General features: G+C 38.4%; 24 protein-coding genes, 3 tRNA genes and 1 other RNA gene. 19 read left to right on the top strand and 9 right to left on the bottom strand.

Going from position 1 to position 26,210, the window contains the following annotated elements; all coding sequences use genetic code 11:
- The first annotated feature begins 160 nt into the window (after positions 1-160).
- Positions 161-1,615, top strand: a complete 1,455-nt coding sequence (locus Q0N70_RS09375; RefSeq protein ID WP_294016068.1) for a DUF3943 domain-containing protein — start codon at positions 161-163, stop codon at positions 1,613-1,615.
- On the opposite strand, the gene Q0N70_RS09370 is transcribed toward Q0N70_RS09375, so the two are convergent.
- From Q0N70_RS09370 to Q0N70_RS09330, 9 genes are all read right to left on the bottom strand, one after another.
- Positions 1,602-2,717 (bottom strand): class I SAM-dependent methyltransferase, encoded by a 1,116-nt coding sequence (locus Q0N70_RS09370; protein WP_294016067.1) that lies wholly within the window; start codon positions 2,715-2,717, stop codon positions 1,602-1,604. The two genes, Q0N70_RS09375 and Q0N70_RS09370, sit on opposite strands and share 14 nt — an antisense overlap.
- 18 nt (positions 2,718-2,735) lie before the next feature.
- Complete coding sequence (locus Q0N70_RS09365; RefSeq protein ID WP_294016066.1) at positions 2,736-3,290, bottom strand: GNAT family N-acetyltransferase; 555 nt, start codon at positions 3,288-3,290, stop codon at positions 2,736-2,738.
- 6 nt (positions 3,291-3,296) lie between these two features.
- Positions 3,297-4,334 (bottom strand): S66 peptidase family protein, encoded by a 1,038-nt coding sequence (locus Q0N70_RS09360; protein WP_294016065.1) that lies wholly within the window; start codon positions 4,332-4,334, stop codon positions 3,297-3,299.
- A gap of 56 nt (positions 4,335-4,390) precedes the next feature.
- Positions 4,391-4,567: a hypothetical protein gene (locus Q0N70_RS09355; protein WP_294016064.1), complete on the bottom strand. Its 177-nt coding sequence runs from the start codon at positions 4,565-4,567 to the stop codon at positions 4,391-4,393.
- Positions 4,568-4,620: 53 nt separating this feature from the next.
- A tRNA-Phe gene (locus tag Q0N70_RS09350) sits at positions 4,621-4,693 on the bottom strand.
- Positions 4,694-4,975: 282 nt separating this feature from the next.
- Positions 4,976-5,048 (bottom strand) — tRNA-Pro (locus tag Q0N70_RS09345).
- Between the two features lie 8 nt (positions 5,049-5,056).
- Positions 5,057-5,130: transfer RNA gene (locus tag Q0N70_RS09340), tRNA-Val, on the bottom strand.
- 70 nt (positions 5,131-5,200) lie between these two features.
- Positions 5,201-5,545 (bottom strand): helix-turn-helix transcriptional regulator, encoded by a 345-nt coding sequence (locus Q0N70_RS09335; RefSeq protein WP_294016063.1) that lies wholly within the window; start codon positions 5,543-5,545, stop codon positions 5,201-5,203.
- A 185-nt stretch (positions 5,546-5,730) separates the two neighbouring features.
- Positions 5,731-6,009 carry an HU family DNA-binding protein gene (locus tag Q0N70_RS09330; protein ID WP_294016062.1) on the bottom strand — a complete coding sequence of 93 codons (279 nt, stop codon included), beginning with the start codon at positions 6,007-6,009 and terminating at the stop codon, positions 5,731-5,733.
- A gap of 253 nt (positions 6,010-6,262) precedes the next feature.
- Between Q0N70_RS09330 and rpsF the strand changes: the two genes are divergently transcribed.
- From rpsF to Q0N70_RS09240, 18 genes are all read left to right on the top strand, one after another.
- Entirely contained in the window at positions 6,263-6,553 is a 291-nt protein-coding gene (gene rpsF / locus Q0N70_RS09325) for a 30S ribosomal protein S6 (protein ID WP_294016061.1), read from the top strand.
- A gap of 23 nt (positions 6,554-6,576) precedes the next feature.
- Positions 6,577-7,065: a single-stranded DNA-binding protein gene (locus Q0N70_RS09320; protein ID WP_294016060.1), complete on the top strand. Its 489-nt coding sequence runs from the start codon at positions 6,577-6,579 to the stop codon at positions 7,063-7,065.
- A gap of 49 nt (positions 7,066-7,114) precedes the next feature.
- Entirely contained in the window at positions 7,115-7,429 is a 315-nt protein-coding gene (gene rpsR / locus Q0N70_RS09315) for a 30S ribosomal protein S18 (RefSeq protein WP_013701432.1), read from the top strand.
- A 68-nt stretch (positions 7,430-7,497) separates the two neighbouring features.
- Positions 7,498-8,019, top strand: coding sequence for a 50S ribosomal protein L9 (rplI, locus tag Q0N70_RS09310; RefSeq protein WP_294016059.1), 522 nt, complete (start codon positions 7,498-7,500; stop codon positions 8,017-8,019).
- A 93-nt stretch (positions 8,020-8,112) separates the two neighbouring features.
- Positions 8,113-9,441: a replicative DNA helicase gene (gene dnaB, locus Q0N70_RS09305; RefSeq protein ID WP_294016058.1), complete on the top strand. Its 1,329-nt coding sequence runs from the start codon at positions 8,113-8,115 to the stop codon at positions 9,439-9,441.
- A 67-nt stretch (positions 9,442-9,508) separates the two neighbouring features.
- Positions 9,509-10,459, top strand: coding sequence for an MBL fold metallo-hydrolase (locus tag Q0N70_RS09300; RefSeq protein ID WP_294016057.1), 951 nt, complete (start codon positions 9,509-9,511; stop codon positions 10,457-10,459).
- The gene (gene mltG, locus Q0N70_RS09295; RefSeq protein WP_294016056.1) at positions 10,456-11,511 is read left to right on the top strand and encodes an endolytic transglycosylase MltG; all 1,056 of its coding nucleotides are present in this window, start codon (positions 10,456-10,458) and stop codon (positions 11,509-11,511) included. The genes Q0N70_RS09300 and mltG overlap by 4 nt, the downstream gene beginning before the upstream one ends.
- Before the next feature lie 6 nt (positions 11,512-11,517).
- Positions 11,518-13,320 carry a DNA primase gene (gene dnaG, locus Q0N70_RS09290; RefSeq protein ID WP_294016055.1) on the top strand — a complete coding sequence of 601 codons (1,803 nt, stop codon included), beginning with the start codon at positions 11,518-11,520 and terminating at the stop codon, positions 13,318-13,320.
- A 3-nt stretch (positions 13,321-13,323) separates the two neighbouring features.
- Positions 13,324-15,282, top strand: coding sequence for an RNA polymerase sigma factor RpoD (gene rpoD / locus Q0N70_RS09285; RefSeq protein WP_294016054.1), 1,959 nt, complete (start codon positions 13,324-13,326; stop codon positions 15,280-15,282).
- A gap of 79 nt (positions 15,283-15,361) precedes the next feature.
- Positions 15,362-16,225: a C4-type zinc ribbon domain-containing protein gene (locus tag Q0N70_RS09280; RefSeq protein WP_294016053.1), complete on the top strand. Its 864-nt coding sequence runs from the start codon at positions 15,362-15,364 to the stop codon at positions 16,223-16,225.
- A gap of 3 nt (positions 16,226-16,228) precedes the next feature.
- Positions 16,229-16,622: RNase P RNA component class A (gene rnpB, locus Q0N70_RS09275), an RNA gene on the top strand.
- Between the two features lie 66 nt (positions 16,623-16,688).
- Positions 16,689-17,651 (top strand): tetratricopeptide repeat protein, encoded by a 963-nt coding sequence (locus tag Q0N70_RS09270; protein WP_294016052.1) that lies wholly within the window; start codon positions 16,689-16,691, stop codon positions 17,649-17,651.
- Between the two features lie 37 nt (positions 17,652-17,688).
- Positions 17,689-18,741, top strand: a complete 1,053-nt coding sequence (locus Q0N70_RS09265; RefSeq protein WP_294016051.1) for a rod shape-determining protein — start codon at positions 17,689-17,691, stop codon at positions 18,739-18,741.
- A gap of 21 nt (positions 18,742-18,762) precedes the next feature.
- The gene (gene mreC / locus Q0N70_RS09260; protein ID WP_294016050.1) at positions 18,763-19,641 is read left to right on the top strand and encodes a rod shape-determining protein MreC; all 879 of its coding nucleotides are present in this window, start codon (positions 18,763-18,765) and stop codon (positions 19,639-19,641) included.
- Between the two features lie 20 nt (positions 19,642-19,661).
- On the top strand, positions 19,662-20,174 hold the full coding sequence (gene mreD / locus Q0N70_RS09255; protein ID WP_294016049.1) for a rod shape-determining protein MreD: 513 nt from the start codon (positions 19,662-19,664) through the stop codon (positions 20,172-20,174).
- Complete coding sequence (mrdA, locus tag Q0N70_RS09250) at positions 20,171-22,084, top strand: penicillin-binding protein 2 (protein ID WP_294016048.1); 1,914 nt, start codon at positions 20,171-20,173, stop codon at positions 22,082-22,084. The genes mreD and mrdA overlap by 4 nt, the downstream gene beginning before the upstream one ends.
- Complete coding sequence (rodA, locus tag Q0N70_RS09245; protein WP_294016047.1) at positions 22,081-23,400, top strand: rod shape-determining protein RodA; 1,320 nt, start codon at positions 22,081-22,083, stop codon at positions 23,398-23,400. Before mrdA ends, rodA begins: the two co-directional genes overlap by 4 nt.
- A complete protein-coding gene (locus Q0N70_RS09240; protein WP_294016046.1) occupies positions 23,397-26,123 on the top strand; it encodes a DUF2344 domain-containing protein in 2,727 nt (908 codons plus the stop codon). Before rodA ends, Q0N70_RS09240 begins: the two co-directional genes overlap by 4 nt.
- Positions 26,124-26,210 lie beyond the last annotated feature (87 nt).

Raw genomic sequence — 26,210 nt, 5'->3', positions numbered from 1 at the left:
CCTAGCCTTATAGGCTAAGTGCAAACCACCCGTTTGACGGGTGGTTTGTGATTTATGGTTTATCAAAAACTTAAAAACGGCTGAGTCAAGGTCTTGAGCGTAAGCGTACCTTGGCCAGACGTATTTAGAGTTTATCCAAAGTGTATGGGAGAATGTTATAATGAAGTTAAAAAAAATAGTTCTGGCTTTGTGTTCTTTTGTTTTAACCTTTAATGTTTTTGCGCAAACCGCTGAAAGCGCAGAAACTTCAGATGCTGACTTGGATTTTTCAAGTGAAGCTGTTGAGTTTGATTCAAAAAAACACTATTTTGTTGCCGCGGGCGGAATGCTGCTTACAAACATTGTGATTGGCAGCTGGAACCGCTTTGGTCCTGCTAGAGCTAGCTGGGCGCAAGTTTATTGGGACGACATAAAAGAGCCTTGGAATAGAAAAATAAAATTTGACCGCGACTGGTACTGGACAAATTTCGTTCTGCATCCATATCAGGGCGGACTTTACTATCTTGCCGCAAGAAATTCAAATTTGAACTGGTTTGAATCTTTGCTTGTTTCGGCGGCTGGTTCTTTTATGTGGGAATACTTTTTTGAAACAAATTCCCCGTCAACAAATGACCTTACATATACTCCAATTGGCGGCTTTGCTACAGGAGAAATGGTTTACAGGCTTGGTCTTGAAGCTAATGCAAAAGGGCACAAAATTCTTGGCTATGTTGCGAATCCTTTGAGACTTTATACAGATCCAATTCTAAAAAGAGCCCCGCAAGGACCGAGCGGACTTTTGCAGAGTTTTTCTTTAAAAACAGGATTCGGGCTTGCTTTTGCAAATACTTGGTTAAAAGAGCCTTATGACAACTGCTCTGAATTTTTCCCGGCTTATGGTTCTGTTGGGCTTGATGTTGTGTATGACGATCCTTATGGGCACGACTCAAATACTCCGTATAGTCAGTTTGAGCTTTCTATGCAAGGTTCGGCAGGTCTTGGTTCTGGTGAAGGCGCGGATTCCACGGAAGAAAAAATCATGTACAGCATAAATATTTTCAGTAACGGAATGCTTCTTGCTAGAAATCCTGATTTTGGCGAAAACCGCGATACGACTGTCGGCATTGTTCTTGAATATGATTTTATGTGGCATTCGTTCATGGAATTTTCTTCACTTGCGCCTGGATTCGCCATAAAGCAGAGAATCAATACAGAAAACGGAGCTTTTGTCTGGCAGTCTCATTTGGCAGGAATTATAATGGGAACTGCTGATTATTATTACTTGCGCCGTGGAGTTTTTCCTAAGCCTGATTATGTTTCTTGCGATTACGGATATACAACTGGCGCTGAAATCGTTGAAAAGATTGCTTATAATGCGCATTCTGGCTTCGTCTTTGACTGGACAGTTCACGGATATGCGATGTACAAGTATAAAGCTCAAAAACAGGACTGCGATGACACTGGCTGGGAATATTTTGCTTTTTCCCAAGCATCGGTAGAGTTTCCTGTTTCTAAGAAGGTTTCCTTGGGACTTTCTGATGATTTTTACATAAAATATGCTGACTACGATAATGTGGAAAATGTTTTTTCAGTTTTCAACGCAGTCAACTTTTATGCAAGATTTAAATTGATGTGATTTTCCAAGCCCTGTGGATTTTAGAATTTCTGTAATCCTCGGGGATTGTTGAACTTGTTATTTCTTCTGCTGACATTGCCGGCGGAAGAAGCTGCTCATCCATTTTTAGTTTTCGGCTGTTTGTGCTGAAATAAAGAATCCCTTTTGGACTTAAAAGCTTTGTGCAATTTTCTATCAGTTTTGGCCAGTCTTTATTTAAATCAAGAGTAGTGTCTGTATTTTTTGAATTGCTGAAAGTCGGCGGGTCAAGGATTATTATATCAAATTTTTCGTTTTCTTTTATTTGCTTTGTTTTTTCTTCAAGGTAATGAATTACGTCCATTCTTGTAGTTTTGTAGCTTTGTATGTCTAAAAAATCATTCAGTTTAAGGTTATTTTTAGTCCATTCGGTGTAAGTATTGCTCATGTCAACGCTTTCAACAAAGGATGCGCCGCCTTCTGCCGCATAAACTGAAAAACTTCCTGTGTAGCAAAAAAGATTTAATACACGTTTTCCTTTGCAAGTTTCGCGGACTTTTAGCCTGAGCGGTCTATGGTCAAAAAAAATGCCTGTGTCTATATAGTCCGTAAGATTTACAAAAAAAATCTGCCCTTGCTCAAAGATAATTCCTTTTATGCTGTTTATTTCTTCTGTTTTTTTGTACTGGCTTCGTTTGCCGCTGTCGTCTTCACGCTGCCTTTTCCGCATTTTTACGATTACATTGGATTCTGGAATTTCCAGCGCTTTTGAAGTTTGAAAACTCATTTCCTTTAACCACAGCTCTTCTTCTTCAAAAGACTTTTCGTAAGGGCGTTCGTAAAGATAAAGTCTTGCGTAAGTTCTTTGTTTTTCCTGCGCTAAAAGTTCCCTTGCTTTTTGCCCGTTTTCACTTATTGCGGAATTCAGCTCAGAATTATATTTTGCTGCATCGATTTTATTTTCAACAAATTCTGGAAGAAATGTGTAAACGTCAAGGCAGAGCGGAATTTCTGGAATGTCCTTGTCGTAAATTCTGTAGCACGAAATTCTATTTTTTCTTGCCCATTTTTTCAGGCGTTTCTGGTTTTTTGAAATTCTGTTGTAAAAAAGTTCGCCTTGATAACGGTTTTTATTTTCTTCCATAATAGTAGTTTTCTCCAGTTAAATTTTAAATTCTGAAAACGGAATCGGCTCTTTTGGATTTTCTGATATTTCGCCCAGTTGCATTTGCAACCATGAAATTCCGTACCATTTTCCATTTTTGTTTCCTGCGTTTGGAAAGTTTCCGATTTCCTTGAATCCAAGTTTTTTGTGCATTGAAACACTTACTTTGTTTTCTGAAGTTATTACGCCGTAGACATATTTAAATCCTTGGCGCGAAAGTGTTTCCATGAATTTTTTATAAAGCGCAGTTCCGATTCCGCATCTTTTTGGAGCGTCTGAAGAAAGGTAAACCGTGGATTCAACGTTCCATTTGTAAGATTCGTGCGGCCTTAGCTGATGTCCGTAGATAAATCCCAAAATTTTTCCATTTGAATCTTGTGCGACAAAATAAGGATAATTTTTTTTTGTTTCGGAAATTTGCTTTTTGTATTCTTCAACAGTTGGATTTTCAGTTGAAAATGTTACAGCTGTATTTTTTACGTAATAATCGTAAATATCGTGAATTTCTTTTGCGTCTTTTTCTTCTGCTATTCTGATTGAAAAATTTTCCATGCTTATTCAGCTCCATTTGTATTTTATTGTAAAATTATTTTTGTCCGCAAAAACTTCCGCAGAAATTCCCATCGCAACTGGAACTGCCGGATCTACGTGGCCAATGTCAGCGTCCATTATTATTGGAAGATTAAATTCTGAAAGCAGGTCTGTAACGGCGTTGTATTGGTTTATTCCAAAAATTTCTTTTCCAAGCGAGGCGAGCGGACGTCCGATTATAAATCCTGAAGCTTTTTCAAACCAGCCGGCATTTTTCAAGTGCCAGACTTGCCGCCTAATTTCAGCTGGATTTCCATCGCAACTTTCAAGAACCCAGATAATTTTTTCTGCGCTGCGGTTAAATTCTTTTACGCTGTCAAGTTTTGTTCCGCACAAATTTGAAAGAACATCAAGGCAGCCTCCCAAAAGAATTCCTTCCATTTTTACTGAATCAGATTTTTCTGGAAAAAGTTTAAGGATTTTTTTTTCTGTAAGGTTGTAAGTTAAATTTTCAAGGTTTTCTGTTGAATCGCTGTCATTCTCTGGAAGCTGAAATTTTTCAAATCCTGAAATTTCTTTTACATTTCCTTCCAAAAGTCCGAGCGAATAAAGTTCAGGCTTTTGCCATTTTTTTCCAAAGCCCGTGATTGTCGGACCGTAAATTGCCGCGACTTTGCATTTTGTTACTAAAGGAAATATAAAATTTGTGTTGTCAGAATATCCCATGAACCATTTTGGCTTTGCGGCTGCAATTTTTTCAAAGTCAATGAAGCCAGCCGTTTCGCACATCAGTTCTCCGCCGCCTGCGGAAATAACTGCGGAATTTTCATCTGAACAATAAAATTCTTCAAGCTCCCTTGCTGCGTTTTTTGGATCTGTTGAAATTCCTTTTCCGTCGCTTTTGAATACAGTTTTGCCTGTGGAAATTTTGTAGCCAAGGGATTCGAATTTTTCCTTTGCAAAATTAAAGCGGGAAGTGTAAGGCTCTGTTGTGCATCCAAAAGAAGGAGCTGTTACAGCAATTGTGCAGCCTTTTTTTATTGAAGGCGGAATTCTTATGTCCATTCTGCAATTATATAATTTATGTCAAAAAAAATAAATTCTTTTTATGGAAAAAGTTTTTAGTTTTCTGCGCTGCTTTCAGGCGGAGTTTCTTTTTCCCGTTCACGCTCATTCAGCATTTCAGCATCTTCTCTTCCATGAAAAGAATTCCACTCTGAAAATTTCTGCTTTTTTGGCTTTTGAAAAACAGGCGAGTATTGCTTTCTCATTGCTGAATAATATTCTTCATCATCCATTGTGAATTTCCGTAAAAATAAAAAAAAAGCACCCTATGAAAGAGTGCTTGAATTGCCAGCGGTCAGAATCGAACTGACGACATAAGGATTTTCAGTCCTCCGCTCTACCAGCTGAGCTACACCGGCAATTGATGTATAAGACTATATGCTTTTTTATTATTTATGTCAATAGGAAAAACTGAAAAATTCCAAAAATTATTTTTCTTTTGGTACTTGATAAATTGCAGGCAGGGGTAGTGTACTGATAACTTTTTAAATTTAATTCTGTGAACGCCAAAGTTCTAGTTTCTTCTGTTGACGAAAGCAAGGATGAAAATTATGCTTACAAAGTTTCTTGTTTAAAAGAAGAATTCCAAAAATTCAATTTAAAATAAAAAAAGACTTGCCAAAATCAGACAAGCCTTTAAGTCGGGATGACAGGATTTGAACCTGCGACCCTCTGGTCCCAAACCAGATGCGCTACCAGCTGCGCTACGTCCCGAAACGAAATGGGCTCTGAGGGGATCGAACCCCCGACATTCTGGGTGTAAACCAGACGCTCGTACCAGCTGAGCTAAGAGCCCGTTTCAAGTGTCGCTATATTAGCAATTCATCTTTTTTTTGTCAATAGGAAAATATGAAAAAACTCAAAAATTAATGTTTTAGCTTGAAATTTTTTCTGTTTCTTTTGGAGGTATTTTTCTGCTCGGAAAAAGTTTTGTCAACTAATTCAGATATTGTTTCTGTAACGATGTTTTTGTATTTTATGAAATCTTCTTTTGTTTCCGTGAATAATTGAAACGGCTTTACTTCTAAAATTTCTAGAAACTTTTCTATTGTTTCTTTTTTAGGCCAAGTTTTTCCTGTTTCAATTTTTGAAATTCCAACTGATGTTATTCCTGCTTTTTCAGCCAGCTCCTCCTGCGTCATTTTTAGTTTTATTCTGTAACAGCGGATATTTGAGCCCAAAATTTTGCATAAATCCCTAGGTTTGTCCATGAGGCAATTTTATACTTGCAGTTTAAGTGAGAAGAAGAAATCTGCAATTGCAAAATCGAACGCTGATTAAATTGCTGGTTTAAGTAAGGTGTTTTTTTGATTACTTTAATTTGAAAGGAAAGTGTGTTTTTGCAAAACATTGAAATTTTTTCCCATGAATTGCAAAAACTTTTGAAATTTACTTTTTATTTTTTGTTCAGGCGGTCTTTGAGAGCTTTTCCTGGCTTGAATTTTGGTGTTTTTGAAGCTGCGATTTTAATTGTTTCTCCAGTTGCAGGGTTGCGTCCTTCTCTTGCGGCTCTTTTTCCAACTGTGAATGTTCCGAATCCAATGAGCTGCACGTCATGTCCTTTTTCAAGTTCCTTTGAGACAATCTCAAGAAATGATTTGAGCGCGCTTTCTGTGTCTTTTTTTGGCAATCCTGTTGATTTTGCCATTTTTTCAATAAGTTCAGCTTTGTTCATTTTTTTCTCCTAATTTAAAAACTTTTGAAATTGCCCCTGACTCTAAAAAACAAGAGACCTGGCATTTTTCAAAATGCAATGGGCAAAAGTATACTTGAATATTTATAAAAACTCTAGTGCAAAATTAAATTTTTCTAAAAAATACTGAACTTTTTTGAAGTTTCGTTGACTATCCATACAAAAACTGCTAATATCAATTACCCCTTGGAGTTGCGTATGCGGCTCCCATTCTGACCATAAGGAGAAACATACGATGAGAAAGTATGAACTTATGACAATCTTTCCTTTAGAGGAAGAAAAATCTAAGGCCGGCCTTGAAACTCTTAGAGCTGACCTTGCAAGTTTCGGCGCAGAAATCGAAAAAGAGGAAGTTTTCGGCGACCGTGATCTTACATACGAAGTAAAAAAGCAGAAACGCGGACACTTCGTTCTTTTTACAGTGAAATTGAATCCTGCTAAAATCATTGAACTTGACGGTAAATTCAAATTCAACAACAATCTTTTGAAATATCTTTTTGTTTTAATCGAATCAAAGAACGTATAAGACAAAAAAATCCGGAGTAGATTATGGCGAATTCTGATATAAACAGCGTTGTTATTGTAGGAAGACTTACAAGAGACGCAGAATTAAGGTATCTTAACAGCGGAACTGCTGTCGCTTCAATTTCTATTGCTGTAAACCGCAGCAAGAAAGACGGAGACCAGTGGATCAGCGAGGCTAACTTTTTCGATGTTTCATATTTCGGAAAAGGCGCGGAAGGTATCAAGCCTTATCTTACAAAAGGAACACAAATTGCGGTTCAAGGTTCTCTACGCCAAGACAGGTGGGAAAAAGACGGACAGAAATTCAGCAGGGTAAATATTCTTGCTGATTCAGTTGAGCTTTTGGGTTCTAGGTCTTCTGGAAGTCAAAATGGCGGCGGCTCTGATTCATTCGGGGGTTATCAGCAGCGCGCTTCTTATTCTCAAAATCAGTCTTCCGGCGGCGGATACGAGCCTTCTTCAGAAGCTTTTGGCGGAGACAACGCAGGCTTCCCTGAGGATATTCCGTTTTAATTCGGTTTCCGCAGTTTGAAAAAAAACTCTTAAAAACAGGAGCTATATTATGGCAGACGAAAAAGAAGTAAACGAAAATACAAATGTAACACAGGAGCAGCTTCAGGATTCAGGACGTGAAGACGAAGTTCGCGGAGCTCGTGGAAAAGGAAAATTTTTCTCTCACAAGAAAGTATGCCGCTTTTGCGCAAACAAGGGAAAAATTGATTACAAGGATGCGGACGGACTTCGCCGCTTTACAACAGAACGTGGCAAAATTCTTCCACGCCGCATAACTGGAACTTGCTCAAGACATCAGAAAGAAGTTGCAGCTGCAATTAAACGTGCGCGCGCAATTTGTCTTCTTCCTTTTGTTGCAGACTAATTTTTTCAGCAGAGAAGCCAACTCCTGGTGGATCTGCGTAAAATCAAAATTTTATAGGAGCTTGAAAAATGAAAGTAATTCTTAATGAAGATGTAAAACACCTTGGAGAAATGGGTGATGTAAAGAATGTTGCAAACGGATATTTCCGTAACTATCTTTTCCCTCGTATGCTTGCAGTTCCATGCACACCGGAAACAGAAGCTTATTTTGCTACAAAAAAGGCTGAAATTGAAGCCCGCAAGGAACAGAAGCGCAAGGACAGCATGAGCTTGAAGGAAAAACTTGAGGCTCTTGAAGTTGTTATTTCTATGCCTGCTGGAAACAATGGAAAATTGTACGGTGCTGTTACAAACCAGACAGTTTCTGACTTCTACAAGAAGAGCGGATTTGAGATTGAACGCAAGAAAGTTGAAATTCCTGGACACACAATCAAAAATACAGGCTCTTATTCTGTAAAAGTTCATCTTTATGAAACTACAGTAGCTGAAGTAAAAGTTACTGTAAAATCTCAGGATGATGCAACTGCTAAGAAAGAAGAAGCTCCTGCAAAAAAGAATGAAGCTCCAGCTGAAGAAGCAAAATCTGAGTAATAGCTGAAATTGCTTTGAAAAAAAATAAAACCGTGAGATTTTTCTTGCGGTTTTTTTTATTTAGGATTTATAAAAAACCGTAAAAGAGGAAAAATGGATCTGAAAGATAAGATACCTCCGCACAATATTGAGGCAGAGCAGGCTGTTCTTGGTGCTCTTTTGCTGGACTGGAGTTCTGTAAGCGATGTTGTAACATATTTGCGAAGTGAAAATTTTTACAGTCAGCAGAATCAGCTTATTTATGAATCCTTGATGCATCTTTTTTCAGCTGGAATAAAAGGCGACTTGCTCACTCTTGTTGACGACCTTACAAAAAATGGAAAACTTGAGGCAGCAGGCGGAGTCGCTTATATTTCTTCCCTAACAGATATTGTTCCCACAAGCGCGAATGTTGACTATTACGCTAAAATTGTCCTTGACCAGTCAACTCGGCGGAATCTTATAAAAATTTCCTCTGAAATAAAGGCATCTAGTTTTGACGAAACAAAGGAAAGCCGTTCTATTCTTGAAGATGCAGAGCAGAAAATTTTCAAGCTCACTGATATAAACCAGTCTGCGCAAGTTCTTGCAATGAAAGATGTTGTGCCGAAGGTAATTCAGATAATCGATACGCGCTACAAGAATAAAAATGCGTTTTCCGGCATTCCGTCTGGACTTAACGATCTTGACAGCATGACAAGCGGTTTTCAGAACAGCGAAATGATTATAATTGGCGCGCGTCCTTCAATGGGAAAAACCGCCCTTGCGTTGAGCATGATGCAAAATATTGCAATTGACCGCGGAATTCCGTGTGGATTTTTCAGCTTGGAAATGTCTGCGGATCAGATTGCGCAGCGTCTTCTTTCTCAGATTGCGAGAATTCCTGGAACAAAGCTTAGAAACGGAATGCTTAAAATAGAAGATTTCAAAAAGCTTCAGGATGCGGCTGGAGAATGTTTCAATGCGCCTCTTTATATTGTTGACACGCCGAACATGAAGCTCCTTGATTTGCGGGCGATGGCAAGACGCATGAAAGTCAACCAGAAAGTCCAGATTATTTTTATTGATTATATCGGGCTTATTACAAGTGAAAATCCAGATGCCCAGCTTTTTGAGCAGCAGTCCGCAATTTCAAAATCTCTTAAAAGCCTTGCGCGTGAGCTTGAAATTCCGATTGTTGTTTTGTGCCAGGTTGCCAGAGCCGCAGAAGGTGAAGAGCCGAATCTTGCTCAGCTCAGAGGCTCAGGCTCGATTGAGCAGGACGCTGACATGGTTATGTTTATACACGGAAAACGAAGCGATAATAAGGAAACTAACGAAGGCTACAATCCGGTTCAGGAACGAAAACTGATTGTGGCAAAACAGCGCAACGGTCCGATTGGCGATGTTGATGTTATATTCCTTTCAAGCTACACGAAATTTGAAAACAAAAGCAAGGAATAATCTGTTTACAGTTTGTTTCAATTTCTGTATACTATAATCTCAAAAATTCTGCGGAATTTTATGGAGGATGAAAGTGCTGATTCATTTCTGGGGAGTTCGGGGGTCTTTGCCTACGCCGCTGAAGAGTGCTCAGGTGCAGGCAAAAATTGCGGCCGTTGTTTCCCGTATTTCTCCAAAAGATTTGGAAAGCGCCGAGTCAAAAATGAAATTCCTTTCGTCTCTGCCTGAATGGATTTATGGAACTATAGGCGGAAACACTCCTTGCATAGAGCTTAGGTCAAAATCCGACGAGCTTTTTTTGCTTGACTGCGGAACAGGATTAAGAGAATTTTCTGTTGCTGGCCGACAGCCGGAAAACGGACATTATAATATTTTTCTTTCACATTTTCATTGGGATCATATTCAGGGCTTTCCATTTTTCGGACAGTCTTTTTCGCCTAATTCAAAAATCGATATTTATACGCCTTTTGAAAATGCCGAGGAATACCTTGAGCGTCAGAGCAGCCTTCCATATTTTCCAATAAACGCCTGCTTTGAATCTGTAAAAAATCAGCTTTCGTTTCACCTTATGAAAGAAGGCTCTCCAATAGAAATCGGCGGTTTGAAAATAGAATGCCACAGAATGTTTCATCCGGGAGATTCTTATTCTTATTCATTTGAAGAGGACGGAAAACGTTTTATTTACAGCACAGATGTTGAGCTTCAGACTTCGGATTTTGACAAAAATAGCGCAAGAAATAAATTTTTTGAAAATGCTGATGTTTTGGTTTTTGACAGCCAGTACACAAATCCAGAAGCTGCAAAAAAAGTGAACTGGGGGCACAATTCTTTTAGTTCTGCAATTGATTTTGCTTCTAACTGGAATATCAAGAACCTTTACTTTTTTCACCACGAGCCGAACTACGATGATAAAAAACTTGATTCAATTCTTGATGCTGGAAACAACTACAAAAAATATAAGTCGAATGGAAATTTGAATCTTTATATTTCAAAAGAAGGTCAGGAAATTCAGCTTTGAAACGGATTTTATATAAGATTGTTGTTTTTTTTACCTGGATTCTGGCGGCGCTTTCAATTCTTTTTGTGGCGGCTTTTGGAATGTGGGCTTATATTGTCAAGCCTGTTGATTCTGCGGAAAATAGCCGTGTTGAAAAAATCAGCGTGCCTTCAGGAGCTTCGGTAAGGAAAATTTCGATTCTTTTAAAGGAAAAAGGGTTTGTAAAATCAGCCGATGCTTTTTATTATGCCGCAAGATTCAGCGTATTTGACAGAACAAAGCCGTTCAGCTTGAAAAGCGGCTCGTATACTTTAAGCACTTCAATGGGGCTAAAAGAAATTTATCAGATTTTGCAGTCCGGCGCGAGCGAATACATTTCTGTTGTCGTTCCAGAAGGGCTTACAATGTCAAAAATTGCAAGAATTCTTGAAGATAAAAATATTTGTTCCGCTGCGGATTTTTTATTTTACTGCAAAAATTCTGAGCTTTTGGAAAAATATAAAATTCCTGCCCAGAATTTTGAAGGCTACCTTTTTCCCGACACTTATTTCTTTATAGCGCAAATGGAAGCAAAAGATGTTATTGAAATTATGGCGGACAACTTTTTTGCTAAAACCGCTGAAATTTCAGGAATTCAAGATTTGTCTCCTTTGGAACTGCATGAGCTTGTTACTTTGGCTTCTGTTGTTGAGCGTGAATATCGTGTTAAGTCTGAAGCTCCGCTGATTTCCAGTGTTTTTACAAACAGGCTTAAACATGGAATTGGGCTTTATTCCTGCGCTACAATTGAATATATTTTGACTGAAATTCAAGGCAAGCCGCATCCTGACCGCATAACTTACGATGATTTAAAAATTGACAGTCCTTATAATACTTACAAATGGGCTGGACTTCCTGCAGGACCTATTTCTAATCCGGGGCTTGTCGCTTTGTCTGCCACATTGAATCCTGCTAAGACTGACTATTATTTTTTTGTTCTTACAGATCCTGCGACTGGACGCCATACATTTTCAAAAAATTTTGACCAGCACAAGGCTGCGGAAAATACAAACTATTATTCAAAAGGTTTTTAAAATCAAATGCCTGGTCTTATATCTAAGGAATCGATTGACGAAGTTGCGGAAAAAACTGATATTGTCAGTCTTATTTCCGAGTACGTTCCTCTTGAACAGCGCGGCTCAAACTGGTGGGGCTGCTGTCCTTTTCACAATGAAAAAACTCCTTCGTTCAGTGTTTCTCAGGATAAAAAATTTTACCATTGCTTTGGCTGCGGAGTTTCTGGAAACGTCTTTGATTTTGTAAAGGAGATGGAAAAAATCTCTTTTGTTGAGTCTGTTGAATTTCTTGCAAAAAAAGCAGGAGTTCAGCTTTCATATTCAAGCGGTTCTGCAAAAACTGTGGATTCTTCAGCTTCAAAAATAAAAGACGAATATAAAAATTTGTATACAAGAGTCGCCGGAATGTTCCACTATATGCTCATGGAAACTCCAGCTGGAAAATTTGCCCTTGACTACATTTTAAAGCGCGGGCTTTCTCAGGAAACTCTTGAAAAATTTAAAATCGGCTACAGCCCTTCAGACCGAAGATGGCTAAAGCAGTTTCTTTTGAAAAAAAATTATTCCGATGATTTTTTGAATAATTCCGGACTTTTTAGCAAAAATTATCCAGATTGCGCTTTTTTTTCTGACAGGCTTATGTTTCCGATTTTTGACAAGGACGGAGACGTTGTCGCTATGGGCGGACGTTTTTTGCGCGGCGATGCCCAGAAGTCCCCAAAATATCTTAATTCCGGCGACTTGATTCAGTATAAAAAAGGAAGCACTCTTTACGCATTTAATTTTGCAAAGTCCTCAATACGTGAAAAGCGAAAAGTCATATTTTGCGAAGGCTACATGGACTGCATTGCTTACCATCAGTGCGGGATTACCTGGGCGGTTGCTCCTTTGGGAACGTCTCTTACTGACGAGCAAATTTCACTTGTAAAGCATTTTGTTGAAGAAATTTATCTTTCTTTTGATTCTGACGGAGCGGGGCAAAAAGCTACAAAACGCGCAATCCTGATGTGCAGAAAACAAGGCGTGGCTGTAAAAGTTATAAGGCTTTCCGGCGGAAAAGATCCTGCTGAAATTATGCTGAATTTCGGGGCTGAATACTTGACGAATGAAGTCAATAATGCTATATTTGATTCTGATTATCTGTTGTCTAAACTGCAAGAACTCTATCCTAAAGATACCCCTATGGGCAAGTCTAAAGCGTCATTAGATTTTTTTGAGTACATAGATTCTTTGCAGTCGGATGTTCAGAAAGATGCCTGTCTGGATCAGTTGTGCCAGACATACGGTATAGAAAAGGAGGCTGCTCGAAGGGATTATTTCAACCGGGACAAAGTTTCATACCGTTTTAGAAATGCAAGTACGGAGCAGAAAAATCCGGCGGATTCTGAAAAAATAAAAGTAACCGCTGAGCTGCAAGCTGTTATGACAGCCGTAACTGAAGATGTCAGTCTTTTCCAAAAAATGTGCGAATGTGTTTCTGTTGATGATTTGTCGGACAGTTATTCCAAGCAACTATTTGCTGTTATGCAAGAGTGCCAGAAAAACGGCTCTTTTTCAGTAAGCAATATACTTAACCGGATAGATCAGGAAAATTTCAGAAAGCTTATAATTGAAACTGTAAGCAAAAATACTGGGCGAATTCAAGAGTCTGCCGAAAGCTGTATAAATTACTTGAAAAGGAATGCTTGCAAGCGAAAAAAAATGTCTATTATGGAAAAAATTTCCTCTTTGTCGAGGAGCATTTTGCCGGAAGACAAGGCGCTTTTAGCGGAGCTTACAAAACAGAAAATGGAACTTGATTTCCAAATTGAAAATTTGAAGGATTAATCAATGGCTAGAAAGTCACCTGAAAAAAAATCTGAGTCAGTTAAAAAAGAAAAAAAATCGCTTGAATCAAAATCTGAAAAAAGCAAAAAGAATGATGATTTGTCCGAATTTGATGAATCAGAAGAAAATGAATCTGTTCAGGAAGAAAATTCAGAAGATGAGGAAGAGACTTCGGATTCTGAGCAGGATTCAGAGGAAGTTCTTGATCCGAATGTAAAAAAGCTTTTGGATTATGCGTGCAGCAAGCAGATTATTTCATGGGACGAAATCACCGAGATTTTAACTCCAGAATTTGTGAATTCTCCAAAGATGGAGGAAGTCCTTCAGCTTCTTACAAAAAACAATATTCAGGTTATGGAAGAGGATAATCTTCTGGATGATGAAGAAGATGAGGATGAGGACGACGAGGATTCGCTTTCTGATTCTGAAGATGATTCTAAATTTGATGAAAAACACCGCCTTGTTTCAAATGACAAAGAATCTGGAATTGACGATCCGATCAGGCTTTATCTGCGCGAAATTGGAAAGGAAAATCTTCTTACGGCAGAGCAGGAAGTTATTCTTTCAAAGCAAATGGAAGACGGCCAGAACATAATAAAAAATGTCATAAGAAATTCCGGCATGATTATTCCTGAATTTTATCAGATTTGCCACACAATTTATAAAAAAATAGATCCGCATGAGCCTGGAAAAGCCAGAAAAGAAATTAACGAGCTTATGGCTGAACGCCGCCGCTTGAGAAGCTGCTATGTTGAATATGTGAAGCCGATCCGCGAGCAAATGGCTGAATACATGGCGTTGAAAAAACAGCTTCATTCCGAAGATCCTACGATAAATATTTTTTCTGATGAAAATTTAAAGCGCGTAAGAGATTTTATAAAAGAGTCTCTTTTGAATGCAGATCTTCAGACTGAAGAAATTGAAACTTTCAGCGCAAAATTTATCACGGCTTCAAAGAAAATTGACGAGTACCATTTGATTCAAGAGCGCCGCATGAAAAAACTGCGGATTACGGATGCTGTCGGGCTTCGTTCAATTGGCCGCCGCCTTGCAATCAGAACTGAATCCGCAAAACTTGAAAAAGAGCTTGCGATGTCTGCTGATGAAATCCGTTCGGACTACACTGAAATTCAGAAAATTGACAGAAAACTCCGCGAGCTTGAGTACGACTTTGAAAATTCCGTTGATGAAATTCTTGAAATGAAGAAAGAAATCGAGCGCGGAAGACTGCAGCTTGAGCAGGCGAAAAACCGCCTTATAAATGCAAACCTTCGTCTCGTTGTTTCGATTGCAAAAAAATATACAAACCGCGGACTTCAGCTTTTTGACTTGATTCAGGAAGGAAATATCGGTCTTATAAAGGCTGTTGAAAAATTTGAATACCGCAAAGGCTATAAATTTTCAACTTATGCGACTTGGTGGATTCGCCAGGCGATTACAAGATCAATTTCTGACCAGGCAAGAACAATCCGTGTTCCTGTTCACATGATTGAGCAGATAAATAAAGTTGTCCGTGAAAGCCGTCAGCTTATGCAAAAATATGGAAGAGAACCGACTGATGAAGAAATCGCAGCGCAGCTTTCATGGCCTCTTGCGCGTGTAAAGCAAGTGAAAAATGTTGCTAGAGAGCCGATTTCCCTTGAAACTCCGATTGGCGAGGAAGAAGATTCATCTTTGGGAGATTTTATTGAAGACAAGGAAATTGAAAATCCGGCTAACCAGACTGCGTATACATTGCTTCAGGAGCAGCTTCGTTCTGTTTTAAGCACGTTGCCGCAGCGTGAGCAGGAAGTTTTGAAGATGAGATTCGGACTTGATGATGGATATTCTCTTACACTTGAAGAAGTTGGACTTTATTTCAATGTAACAAGGGAAAGAATCCGCCAGATTGAAGCAAAGGCTTTAAGAAGGCTTAGACATCCGCGCCGTTCAAGCGGTCTTAGGGACTACATTGATTCTTAAGAGAAATCGTGTAGACATAAAAGCCGAAATTGTGTAAAATATTGCACCTATATATAGAATTTACAAGAGGTTGCCATCTATGCAAATGACAGAAGAATTGGAAAGATTAAAAAGCTTGCAGGACGTGCTTGCTGAAAAATATGAAATTGAAGCGAAAGTCGAGGAATTGCCGAAAACTCTTGATGGCAGCACGGAAAGCCTTGACCGTTTCAAGAGAGAGTATATCGAAAAAAATAAGCTTTACGAAGAAAAAAAGGATATTGTCGCCCGTTTAAGAGTTGAGCTTGATGAAGCCCAGAGAAAGCGTGAAGAAGGCGAAAAGGGAATGGATGCAATTTCCACACACCGTGAATATGAAATTCTTGAAAAACAGATTTCAGAAGCGCAGGCTTTGGAAGACTCGAAAAGAAAAGAGCTTCAGCGTGAAGAAAAAAGCATGGCTGAGCTTAACGATTTGCTTAAAAGCGAAGAAGATTTGATTGCTTCAACAGAAAAAGATGTAAACGAAGCCCGCGAAAATCTTGACAAGGAAATTGCCGCTTGCAATGAAAAACTTGAGGCGTTAAAAGCAAAAGAAGCAGAAATGTCAGAAGGCATCGATTCAGAAACAATTATGAAGTTTCAGAGAATCATAAAAAGAAACCGCAAGGGAATTGTTGCTGTAAAAGGAAAAGTTTGCGATGGTTGCCACATGATTTTGCCTGCGCAGTTTGCAAATGAAGTTCACCATGGAGAAAAAATACTTTTCTGTCCTTATTGCAGCAGAATTCTTTTCTATGAAGAAGCCGCTGATTTGGATGAAAACTATGTTTCTATCCATGATGATGTTTCAGCTGATGATTTGGATGAAGATCTTCTTGAAGATGAGGATCTTATTGATATTGAGGGCGACGATTCAGAAGATTCAGATTCTTCTATCAAATCCCTTGATTATGAGAATTAAAAAATAAGGATATGTTGACCGCGCTAAATGAGATGATGATTTCTTTTTAGTGAGGTAAAGTCCGGGCTCCTCCGGAAAAGATGCCGGGCAATAACCGGGCGGAAAAGAAAAACTGCTGGTTTTCAGTAAAGTTTCTTTACCGACAGAAAGTGCTACAGAAAATTACCGCCTGTAATGGGTAAGGGTGAAAAGGCAGGGTAAGAGCCTACCGCGTTTTTGGCAACAGAAACGGCATAAGTAAACCTCATCAGGAGCAAAATCATATAGCAGTTTGGTTTTCCGGCCTTATGCTGCGGGTAGATTGCTGGAAGTGCCGGGCAACTGGCATTGCAGATAGATGGTCAACACGTTTTTCAATAAGACGTTCCAGAACCCGGCTTATCATATCCTTTTTATTTTTGTTTGCATCAGTTTTTCTGAAAGCAGACTTTATTTTGTTTATTGCATTTTTCGGGTGGGGAAAATGAAAGCTAGATACGGTTTAGACTTATTCTATCATAAAAGGAAAACCTTTGTTATTAAGTTTATAATCGCGTCTCTTGCAATTGTTTCTGTAACGCTATTTTCTTTTATTTTTATAAAGTTTATCGGAAATAAAATTTTTAAGCTTGATTCAGTTGATTCGATGTACAAAAACTGGTCGCTTCACACGGAAGAAGGCTATAAATCTGTTTATAGTTCCGCTTCAAAAATTCTTGATGAAAATCCTTATCATAATGCCGCTCTTGCTTTTTTAGGCTACAGTTCTTTTATGCTTGCGGAATCAGAAACTGACAATATAAAGTCGCAGGAACTTTTGGACAAATCTATTTTCAGCCTTAGAAAAGCGATGCATGGATGCAAAAAAGATACACTTCCGCAGATTCAATATATGCTGGGGCGCGCGTATTTTTACAAGAACAAAGTTTCAGCTTACCATTACTACGCTGACTTGGTTGTAAAATATCTTTCGCTTGCAGTTTCAAATGGATATAAATCGGCTGATATTCCGCTTTTGCTTGGATTGAGCTATGCGTCTCTTGGCGAAACTGACGAAAGCATTGCCGCATTTACAGAGGCGCTTCTTGTTCGTGAAACTGACACGCTTTTGTTCAACATTGCAAAGCAGTATTGTAATAATGGCCAGGAATCTGTTGCAAAGCAGTATCTTGTCCGCGTTATGGAAACAAGCCAGAATGAAGAGCTTTTGGACGACAGCCATATTCTTCTTGGGCAGATATATACAAGTGAAGGTAATTTTTCGGATGCGGAAAAAGAATTTAATTCAATTCTTGAAAAAAATCAAAATTCTGCTGACGCGCATTACGGACTTGGTGTATTATATGAGAAAAAAGGCGATAATATAAAAGCTCGGTCTGAATGGCGCAAATGCCTGAAAATTCAGTTCAACCACAAAGGCGCGCTGAAAAAAATGTCAGAGCTATAAAAATTTGAATTTTACAGAAAAGCTTGGAGGAGGAAAAATGAGCTTTCTTGATAATTTTACAACTGATATAGGAATTGATTTGGGGACTTGCAATACATTGATTTATGTCCGCGGACAGGGAATTGTTATTGACGAGCCTTCAGTTGTGGCAGTTGAAAAGGGAACTGGAAGAATTGAAGCCGTTGGTGTTGAGGCAAAAAGAATGCTTTGGAAAACACCTGGAAACATTGTCGCTATAAGACCTTTGGCGGACGGCGTTATTTCTGACAGCGATTCAACTGAAAAAATGCTTAAGTATTTTATTTCAAAAGTAATTCCGCGTCATAATCTTTTTAAATCCATAAGAATGAAAATTGGAATTCCTTCTTGCATTACTCAGGTTCAGCAGGATGCGGTAATGGCTGCTGCTTTGAAGGCTGGAGCAAAAGAAGTAAAACTGATTGAGGAAAGTCTTGCCGCTGCTATTGGCGCTGAAATTCCGATTTATGAGCCGGCCGGGCACATGGTTTGCGATATTGGCGGCGGAACTACAGAAGTTTCAGTTATTTCTTTGGGCGGAATGGTTGTTACAAGTTCAATCAGAATCGGAGGAAATGCTTTTGATGAGGCGATTATAAAGCATATTCGTTCTGTTCATAACTTGATTATTGGACAGCAGACTGCGGAACGTCTTAAAATTGAAATTGGAAACGCAATTGCTGAAAAAAATATTGATGATGACAAAATTAGAAAAATGGAAATCCGCGGTGGAGATGCGATTACTGGTCTTCCACGCCGTCTTGAAGTTGATTCTGTAGAAGTCCGCGAAGCTTTGAAAGAACCGGTTTCAAAAATCATTGAAGAAATAAAGAAAACTTTGGGCCGTACTCCTCCTGAGCTTGCAGCTGATATTGTTGAGCGCGGAATTGTTATGTCTGGCGGCGGCTCAATGCTAAAAGGCTTGAAAGATTTGATAAAAAAAGAAACAGGTGTTCCTGTGTTCCTTGTAGAAAAGCCTCTTGAATGTGTTGCAAAAGGCGCAGGTGAAGCATTTGAACTGTTCAAGGATATGTCTACTCGTCGTTCAATTTATGAAAATCTGAATGACTAAAAAACATCGGGTTGTTTGCTCATGGCGGGAAAATTTAAAGCTTCTATCCGCATAAAAACTGCGGAAATTCTTTTGGCATTTCTTGTTGTTTTCAGCGGAGTGCTTTTAGGTTTTTCTGGCGGCGGATTTGTTGTTAATTTTAATAAAGTTGGTTTTTCGGTAGTTTCTTTAATTCAGAAAGGAAGCAGTTCCGCAATAAGTGCTGTAACTGGAGTTGTTACGTCAATAAGGGATATTGCGGTTCTTCAAAAAGAATACAAAGAGCTTTCGGAAAAACTGAAAGACTACGAATTCATGCAGCGCAACAATGTCGAAATCAGAAAAGAAAATGAACGTCTGCGTGAACAGCTTCAGTTTGCCTCTGAAATTGAATATAAAAATATTCCTGCCCAGATAATCGGGCGTGATCCAGACAATCTTTATTCGGGAATTACAATAAATAAAGGCGCTAGAAGCGGAATAAAAAAAGGCTTTCCTGTTATTGCGATTCAAAGTGGAAATGTCGGTGTTGTAGGCAAGGTCGTTACAGCTGGTCTTGATACAAGTCTTGTAATGCCTGTTTATGACACAAAATGCAATATTTCCGCTCGGGTTCAAAACACACGTGATATTGGAATTGTTTCTGGAAACGGTTCTTATGGAAGCCCGTTGAATCTTCAGTATATACGAAAACGAGTTTTTGACAGTTTGAATCATGGCGATATTGTTGTTACTAGCGGTGAAAATGGCAATTATGTCAAAGATATTCCGATTGGCCGCATTTCAAAAATCAAAATTCTTGATTACGATTCGTCGCTTAGCATTGAGCTTGAGCCTGTAATAGATTTTTTGCGCTTGGAAAATGTGCTTGTCGTTGACCAAAAAAATTTAAATGACAAGCCGCCGCTTGCAAAAAATTAGCTTTATTGTTTGGAGAAAAAATGTTACGAGCTTTTTTTTCAAGTTCTGCCATTCTGCTTTTTGTTTCTGTTTTTGAAGCCGCAGTTCTTTCGAATATTGTTTTTCTTCCGGCTTTGCCAGACTTGTCTTTGATTTGCGTTTTGTTTTTTTCTATAAATAACGGAAAAATAATCGGGGAAACTACAGGTTTTGTTTCAGGCTTGTTTTTGGATTTTTTGAGCGCTTGTCCGCTTGGATTGAACTGCCTTCTTAGATCTGTGCTTGGCTACTTGGGCGGAATTTTCAATAAGTCCTTGAATACAGAAGGATTTTTTGTTCCGCTTTTTCTTGGAATTTGCGCTACGATATTGAAAGTTCTTTTTGTTTATCTTATTTCCGTGTTTTTTCCTCTTATTGTCGCTTCGTATAAAATTTTTTCTTTCAGTTTTTTATTTGAAATTTTACTGAATGGATTTTTAAGTCCGTTTGTTTTTAAATTTTTACGATTGTTTAGAAATAGCGTTATTTTAAAACCGGAGAATATTTTTCAATGAGCGGAAAAAATCGTTTTGATTCAGCTTTTGAAGATTCAAAAAACAAAAGCGGCTCGCTTAAAAAAAATTACAAAGCTTCATTTTTGCTAGGACTTATTTCTGTTTTTTTTGCTGTTTATGCGCTGAAACTTTTTAGTCTTCAGATTTTGGAAGGCGCGCAGTATCAAACACGCTCTGTTCGAATTTCAAGAACTATAACGACGATTGCGGCTCAGCGTGGAGAAATTTTTGACAGAAAAGCAAAGCTTCCGATGGTTATTAATACGGATTCTTTTGCTGTCGATTTGATTCCTGGTGAAATTCCTCAGGGATATTTTGATACCGTTGCAACAAAGCTCGCAAAATTTTTAGGAATTTCAAAAGCGAACATTGACACAAAAATTCCGCCGCGTCTTAGAAAAAGTTTTTCGCCTGTTGAAATAAAAACGAATGTTCCCTTTGAAAATATTTCAAATATTGCGGAAAATCTGACCGATTTGCCTGGAGTTTCCTGGAGAAACAAGCCTGTCCGCTATTATGCGGAAACTGGTTCTATGAGCCATGTTTTAGGATACGTTGGCGATATTACGAATGAAGAGCTTAAGCTGATGTACAACAAAGGCTATACTTCAAATTCAATCATTGGAAAAACAGGAATTGAAAGGCAGTACGACAGTTTGCTTCAGGGAAAAGAGGGAAGCATAAGCCGCACTGTTGATGTCTATGGGCGAATTTTAAATGAAGATCCTGTCGTAGTTCCGCCTGTAAGCGGAAAAAATCTTGTTCTTACAATTGACAGCGAAATTCAAACTTTGGCAGAAAAAGCGCTTGGAGAGCGGGTAGGGGCTGCGGTTGTTCTAAAGCCAGCTTCCGGGGAAATTCTTGCCATGGTTTCATATCCGTATTTTGATGCAAATATATTTTCAAAAGATGATGCTTCTGCTCAATATGCAAAACTTGCGGCGGATAAAAACAAGCCAATGTTGAACAGAGTTGTAAATGCGGAATATCCGCCAGCTTCAACTTTTAAAATCATTATGAGCACTGCGGTTCTTTCGGAAAAGGTTTTCCCTGCGGAAAAGAAAATAGAATGTCCCGGTAGAATTACTTATGGAGACCGAGTTTTCCGTTGCCATATCGGGCTTCCCGGCCATGGCTGGCTTGATTTAAAAAATGCGCTTGCCCAGAGCTGTGATGTTTATTTCTGGGTTATAGGAACAGATCATCTTGGAGTTGAGCGAATTGCAAGTTATTCCAAGGAATTTGGTTTTGGACAAAGCCTCGGAATTGATTTGCCTGCTAAAAGCAACGGTTTTGTTCCTACGCCGCAATGGAAAGAACGCCGTTACCACGAAAAATGGCTTGGCGGCGATACAATGAATATGTCAATCGGGCAGGGGTATACTCTTGCAACGCCGCTTCATGTTGCAAATATGATGGCCATGGTTTGCAATAGCGGAAAAATTTACAAGCCTCATTTGCTTAAGGAAGTTCGTGATTCTTCCAATGATTCGATTCAAGAAATAAAGCCTGAAGTAATGCATGAATCAACTGTAGCTCCTGAAGTTTGGAAAGAAATACAAAGAAATTTAAGATACACAATTTCAGACGGAACAGCAGTTTATCCGATGCACAATACTTCTGTTCAAATTGCGGGAAAAACAGGAACAGCCGAAGTTAATGGCGTTGGAAAAAATCACTGGCATTCCTGGATGGTTGCCTATGCTCCTTTTGATGCTCCGCCGGAAGATCAAGTTGTTGTCGCGGTTTTAGTTGAAGCTGTAAACACTTGGGAATGGTGGGCTCCTTATGCAACAAATATAATTATCCAGGGAATTTTCAATAATCAGACTTTTGAAGAATCTGTGGATGCCTTGAAATTCCGTTATTTGCTGAACAGACAAAGAGCAGCCGGAGGAAGACGCGAATGAAAATCAAATTTTTTAGTTCAATTGATTATATTCTTCTTTTGTGCGTTTTGTTTTTAATAACTATAGGCATTGCTTTTATCTATTCTTCCGGAATAAATTCTGAAGGAGTTCTTGTTTCCAATGAATATATAAAGCAGATTATCTGGTTTTGCATTGGATTTTCTGTAATGACTATAATGGCTTTGCTTGACTATAGAAGATTGGAACGGTATTCCCATTACTTTTTTATTTTTATGGTGGCAATTCTTGTATACACAAGGTTTTTTGGAAGATATGTTAATGGAGCTAGAAGCTGGCTTGGAATCGGGGATTTGGGAATTCAGCCTTCTGAGCTGATGAAAATTGCGTTTATACTTTGTTTGGCGCGTTTTCTTGACAAGTCTTCTGCGGAAAAGCCCATGAAACGTTTCGTGCTTGCAATTTGCATAATGATGGTTCCAATGGGACTTATTCTTCTTCAGCCTGACTTGGGAACTGCAAGTGTTTTTCTGCCCATTTTTCTTTTTATGTGTTTTATGGCCGATGTTCCTGTCCGCTATCTTATGATTGTTTTTCTGACTGGAATGCTTACCATTATTTTTGCGGTTCTTCCGATTTGGGAAACTGAAATTTTGCGGAAATCTGTTCCTGTCATTCACGTTCTTTCAAACATGAAACTTAGAATTCTTGTTTTTTCAGCTTCCCTTGGAATTTGCATAATCGGAATTTTAGGAAATATGTTTTTCAAGAAAAAATATTATTATTGGATTACGTATTTCTTTGGAATTTTTTCATGCGCTATTGCTGGTTCCTGGGCTTGCGGAAAAGTTTTAAAGCCTTATCAAATTGCAAGACTTATTGTTTTTATCGATCCGAACAGCGATCCTCGTGGAGCCGGTTGGAATATAATTCAGTCAAAAACAGCAATTGGAGCTGGAACTCTTTTTGGCCGCGGATTCATGCAAGGCTCGCAAAGCCATTTACGTTTTCTTCCTCAGCAAAGCACCGACTTTATATTCAGCATTTTTTCGGAAGAAATGGGATTTGCAGGCGGAATCGTTTTGTTCTGCGCATTTTTTGCAATCTTGCTGCGGATTACTTATATAATAAGGCAGACTAATAATTCTTATAGTTGCTACATTGCTTCAGGAATTCTTGGAATGTTCTTTTTTCACTTTATTGTAAATGTTGGAATGGTCATGGGAATAATGCCAATCACAGGAATTCCGCTTCCGTTTCTTTCTTATGGCGGTTCGGCTCTTTTGACAAATATGCTTGCTATCGGTCTTTTGATGAGCATTAACAGACGCCGTCTTGATTTTAAAACGACTCTATGAAAAATTCTGATTTAATTGCTCCGCTGAAAATTTTTGGTTCCAAGTTGAATTCTGTTCAGTCGCCGTCGCGTTATGTTGGCGGAGAATTCGGAATAACTGTAAAGCCGCATTCCGATTCGGACGAATATTTTAATTTTGCAGTTGCATTTCCTGATTTGTATGAAATCGCAATGTCAAATCTTGCTGTAAAAATTATTTATAACGGTCTGAATCTTCTTCCGAATGTGAGATGCGAACGCGTTTTTGCGCCAGATGTTGATTTTGAAAATCTCTTAAAAGAAAATAATGTGCCGCTTTACACAATTGAAACTGGAATTCCGTTATTTAAAACAGACATGATTGGTTTTTCAATTGGCTACGAGCTTGGAATAACGGAAGTTTTGGCAATGCTTGATTCTGGAAAAGTTCATCTGCTTGCAAACGAAAGAACTGAAGATGAGCCAATTGTTATTGCAGGTGGATGCGGCGTTACAAATCCGGCTCCGTTCAGTGATTTTTTTGACGCATTTTTTATTGGAGAAGCCGAGCCTGCGCTTTTTAATTTAGTTGAAGATTTATCCAAGCTGAAAAAAAATGGTGTGTCAAGAAAAGAATTGCTTGAATTTATAGAATCTAAAAATTTTATTTGGACTAAAAAAAAGCATCTTGAAAAAAAAGTTGCAAGAAGAGCAGTGCAGGCTGATTTTGGTCTTGTTCCGTCTGTTTCTGGATGGTTTCCTCTTCCGTCTAGCAAGCCTGTGCAAGATCATGGCGTTGTTGAAATTATGCGCGGATGTCCAAATGGCTGCCGTTTTTGCCATGCGGGAATTTATTACCGGCCTATGCGCGTAAAAAACAAAAATTTAATAATAGAAGAAATAGACCATTTAGTTTTTGATGCCGGCTACAGAGAAGTCAGCCTTAATTCCTTGAGCAGCGCGGATTTTCCTGAAGTTTCAAATTTGCTTGACATTTTAAATGAGCGTTACAAAGGCTTCAATGTTTCGTTTCAGCTTCCATCGTTAAAAGTAAATGCAGTTTCACTTGACATTCTTGAAAAACTTTCGAAAATCAGAAAAAGCGGTCTAACATTTGCCGTTGAAACTCCAGAGGAAATGTGGCAGCTAAGTCTAAATAAGGAAGTTTATGCAAGCCATCTTGAAGAAATTATAAAGGAAGCAAAGAACCGTGGCTGGTCAAGCGCAAAATTTTATTTTATGGTGGGGCTTCCTCTTGGCGATTATTTTGAAGACAGAAATTGTGCTCCAGGAGCTGAGGGCAGTGAAGAAAAAGCTATTGTTGATTTTCTTCTTGAGCTTCAGGCAAAAACAAAAATTCAATGCAATGTAAATGTCGGAGTTTTTATTCCCAAGCCGCATACTCCTTATGAGCGTGTAAAGCAGATAAAGCCGGAAGTCGCAGAGGCAAAAATTGAATATATATTCAAAAGCCTTCCACGTGGAAAATTCAAAATGGGACGGCATAATTACAATGCGACTATTCTTGAAGGGCTTCTTAGCCGCGGCGATTTTAATGCGGGCAAAGTTATCTTGAATGCTTACAAAAAGGGTGTTCGGTTTGATGCCTGGGATGATTATCTACGAAAAGATTTTCCTTTGTGGGAAGAAGCTTTTGAAGAAGCTGATTTTAATGTCAGAAACTGGATTTTTCATGACTGGACTGAAGACAGTTTACCTTGGAATTCTGTCAGTCTTGGTCCTGCGCAGGGTTTCTATAAAAAAGAATGGCAAAAATCTCTTGAACATAAACTTACTGAAAAATGCAGTACAGACTGCAACCATAAGTGCGGAGTTTGCAATCAAAAAGAAAAAATAGAAGTGTTTACAAAACAGACTGTAGAACCTGTATTAGAGTGTGTAAAAAATAATACACTAAAAGCTCCTTTACAGATGCCTGAATGCAATATTCCTATTCTTTATAGAGTAGTTTTTAATTTTACAAGAAAAAACGGTGGGGAATTTACAGCTTACTTGTCCCAAGTTGAAATTTTTCACAAAGCGGTTTTGCGTTCCGGGCTAAATTTTGTATTTTCATCTGGTTTTAATCCATTGCCGCGCTTGGAATTTGCTTCTGCAATGACTCTTGGAATTCCTTCTTTTGAAGAAACAGCATCTTGTTTGCTTTATGAAAATATGGAAACTTCTGAGTTTATTTTGAAGATGAATAAAGTTTTGCCTTCAAATTTGCAGATTACAGAAGCTTTTATTTTTCCTGTGACGAATATGAGAAAGCGTGAATCCTTGAGCCAAGGGCTTTGGGGAGGAATTTATAGGTACAGTTTTTATTTGCCAGCGAAAGCTTTTTTTGAATCAGAGCAATGCAAGGAATTTCTTGAAAAAAATTCGGCTGCCAAAATTGAATCCATAGGGGAAGACAAATATCAAGCGATTTTGCCAGTCAGTGATAAAAATTTCCGTATGGCAATTGAATCCTTCTATGAAAAAAAATGGTATGAAATTGTATGTGTAGAAAAACTTCACACGCTTGCCAAAAATGAAATAAATGGCTGGACTGCTGAAGATGAAGAAATGTGGAGAAAAGATAATAAGAATTTTGTAAAGTCAGCTTCTTGTAAATCTGAACAGGCTCCAGTTTCATTTATAGAACTTTATTCGCAAATTGCAAAAATAAACATTGATCTCATAAATAAACGTAAAGAACTGCAAATTGAGCAGGAAGAGTTCTTGAAGTCCCATCCTGATTTTTTTAGAGGAAAAGTTTGATAACACAAAAAAACAGAAAAAGAGAATAATAATATTTTAGTAGACAGAATGCGCATTATAAGCAGTTATATATGTTCTAAAAGTTAC

It is taken from the genome of uncultured Treponema sp. (assembly GCF_945873775.1).
Classification (GTDB): Bacteria; Spirochaetota; Spirochaetia; order Treponematales; family Treponemataceae; genus Treponema_D.
Note: the sequence above shows the minus strand (reverse complement) of the source record. Positions and strands in the feature narration are given on the sequence as shown.

Excerpts from the sequence above, each read along its gene's own strand:
- mreD (WP_294016049.1), top strand. The coding sequence starts at position 19,662 with ATGTTACGAGCTTTTTTTTCAAGTTCTGCCATTCTGCTTTTTGTTTCT.
- dnaG (WP_294016055.1), top strand. The coding sequence starts at position 11,518 with ATGCCTGGTCTTATATCTAAGGAATCGATTGACGAAGTTGCGGAAAAA.
- rplI (WP_294016059.1), top strand. The coding sequence starts at position 7,498 with ATGAAAGTAATTCTTAATGAAGATGTAAAACACCTTGGAGAAATGGGT.
- Q0N70_RS09370 (WP_294016067.1), bottom strand. The coding sequence starts at position 2,717 with ATGGAAGAAAATAAAAACCGTTATCAAGGCGAACTTTTTTACAACAGA.
- Q0N70_RS09335 (WP_294016063.1), bottom strand. The coding sequence starts at position 5,545 with ATGGACAAACCTAGGGATTTATGCAAAATTTTGGGCTCAAATATCCGC.
- Q0N70_RS09320 (WP_294016060.1), top strand. The coding sequence starts at position 6,577 with ATGGCGAATTCTGATATAAACAGCGTTGTTATTGTAGGAAGACTTACA.
- Q0N70_RS09240 (WP_294016046.1), top strand. The coding sequence starts at position 23,397 with ATGAAAAATTCTGATTTAATTGCTCCGCTGAAAATTTTTGGTTCCAAG.
- rpsF (WP_294016061.1), top strand. The coding sequence starts at position 6,263 with ATGAGAAAGTATGAACTTATGACAATCTTTCCTTTAGAGGAAGAAAAA.
- Q0N70_RS09270 (WP_294016052.1), top strand. The coding sequence starts at position 16,689 with ATGAAAGCTAGATACGGTTTAGACTTATTCTATCATAAAAGGAAAACC.
- rpsR (WP_013701432.1), top strand. The coding sequence starts at position 7,115 with ATGGCAGACGAAAAAGAAGTAAACGAAAATACAAATGTAACACAGGAG.
- Q0N70_RS09300 (WP_294016057.1), top strand. The coding sequence starts at position 9,509 with ATGAAAGTGCTGATTCATTTCTGGGGAGTTCGGGGGTCTTTGCCTACG.
- Q0N70_RS09330 (WP_294016062.1), bottom strand. The coding sequence starts at position 6,009 with ATGAACAAAGCTGAACTTATTGAAAAAATGGCAAAATCAACAGGATTG.
- Q0N70_RS09355 (WP_294016064.1), bottom strand. The coding sequence starts at position 4,567 with ATGGATGATGAAGAATATTATTCAGCAATGAGAAAGCAATACTCGCCT.
- Q0N70_RS09360 (WP_294016065.1), bottom strand. The coding sequence starts at position 4,334 with ATGGACATAAGAATTCCGCCTTCAATAAAAAAAGGCTGCACAATTGCT.
- dnaB (WP_294016058.1), top strand. The coding sequence starts at position 8,113 with ATGGATCTGAAAGATAAGATACCTCCGCACAATATTGAGGCAGAGCAG.
- rpoD (WP_294016054.1), top strand. The coding sequence starts at position 13,324 with ATGGCTAGAAAGTCACCTGAAAAAAAATCTGAGTCAGTTAAAAAAGAA.
- rodA (WP_294016047.1), top strand. The coding sequence starts at position 22,081 with ATGAAAATCAAATTTTTTAGTTCAATTGATTATATTCTTCTTTTGTGC.
- mrdA (WP_294016048.1), top strand. The coding sequence starts at position 20,171 with ATGAGCGGAAAAAATCGTTTTGATTCAGCTTTTGAAGATTCAAAAAAC.
- Q0N70_RS09375 (WP_294016068.1), top strand. The coding sequence starts at position 161 with ATGAAGTTAAAAAAAATAGTTCTGGCTTTGTGTTCTTTTGTTTTAACC.
- Q0N70_RS09280 (WP_294016053.1), top strand. The coding sequence starts at position 15,362 with ATGCAAATGACAGAAGAATTGGAAAGATTAAAAAGCTTGCAGGACGTG.
- mreC (WP_294016050.1), top strand. The coding sequence starts at position 18,763 with ATGGCGGGAAAATTTAAAGCTTCTATCCGCATAAAAACTGCGGAAATT.
- Q0N70_RS09365 (WP_294016066.1), bottom strand. The coding sequence starts at position 3,290 with ATGGAAAATTTTTCAATCAGAATAGCAGAAGAAAAAGACGCAAAAGAA.
- Q0N70_RS09265 (WP_294016051.1), top strand. The coding sequence starts at position 17,689 with ATGAGCTTTCTTGATAATTTTACAACTGATATAGGAATTGATTTGGGG.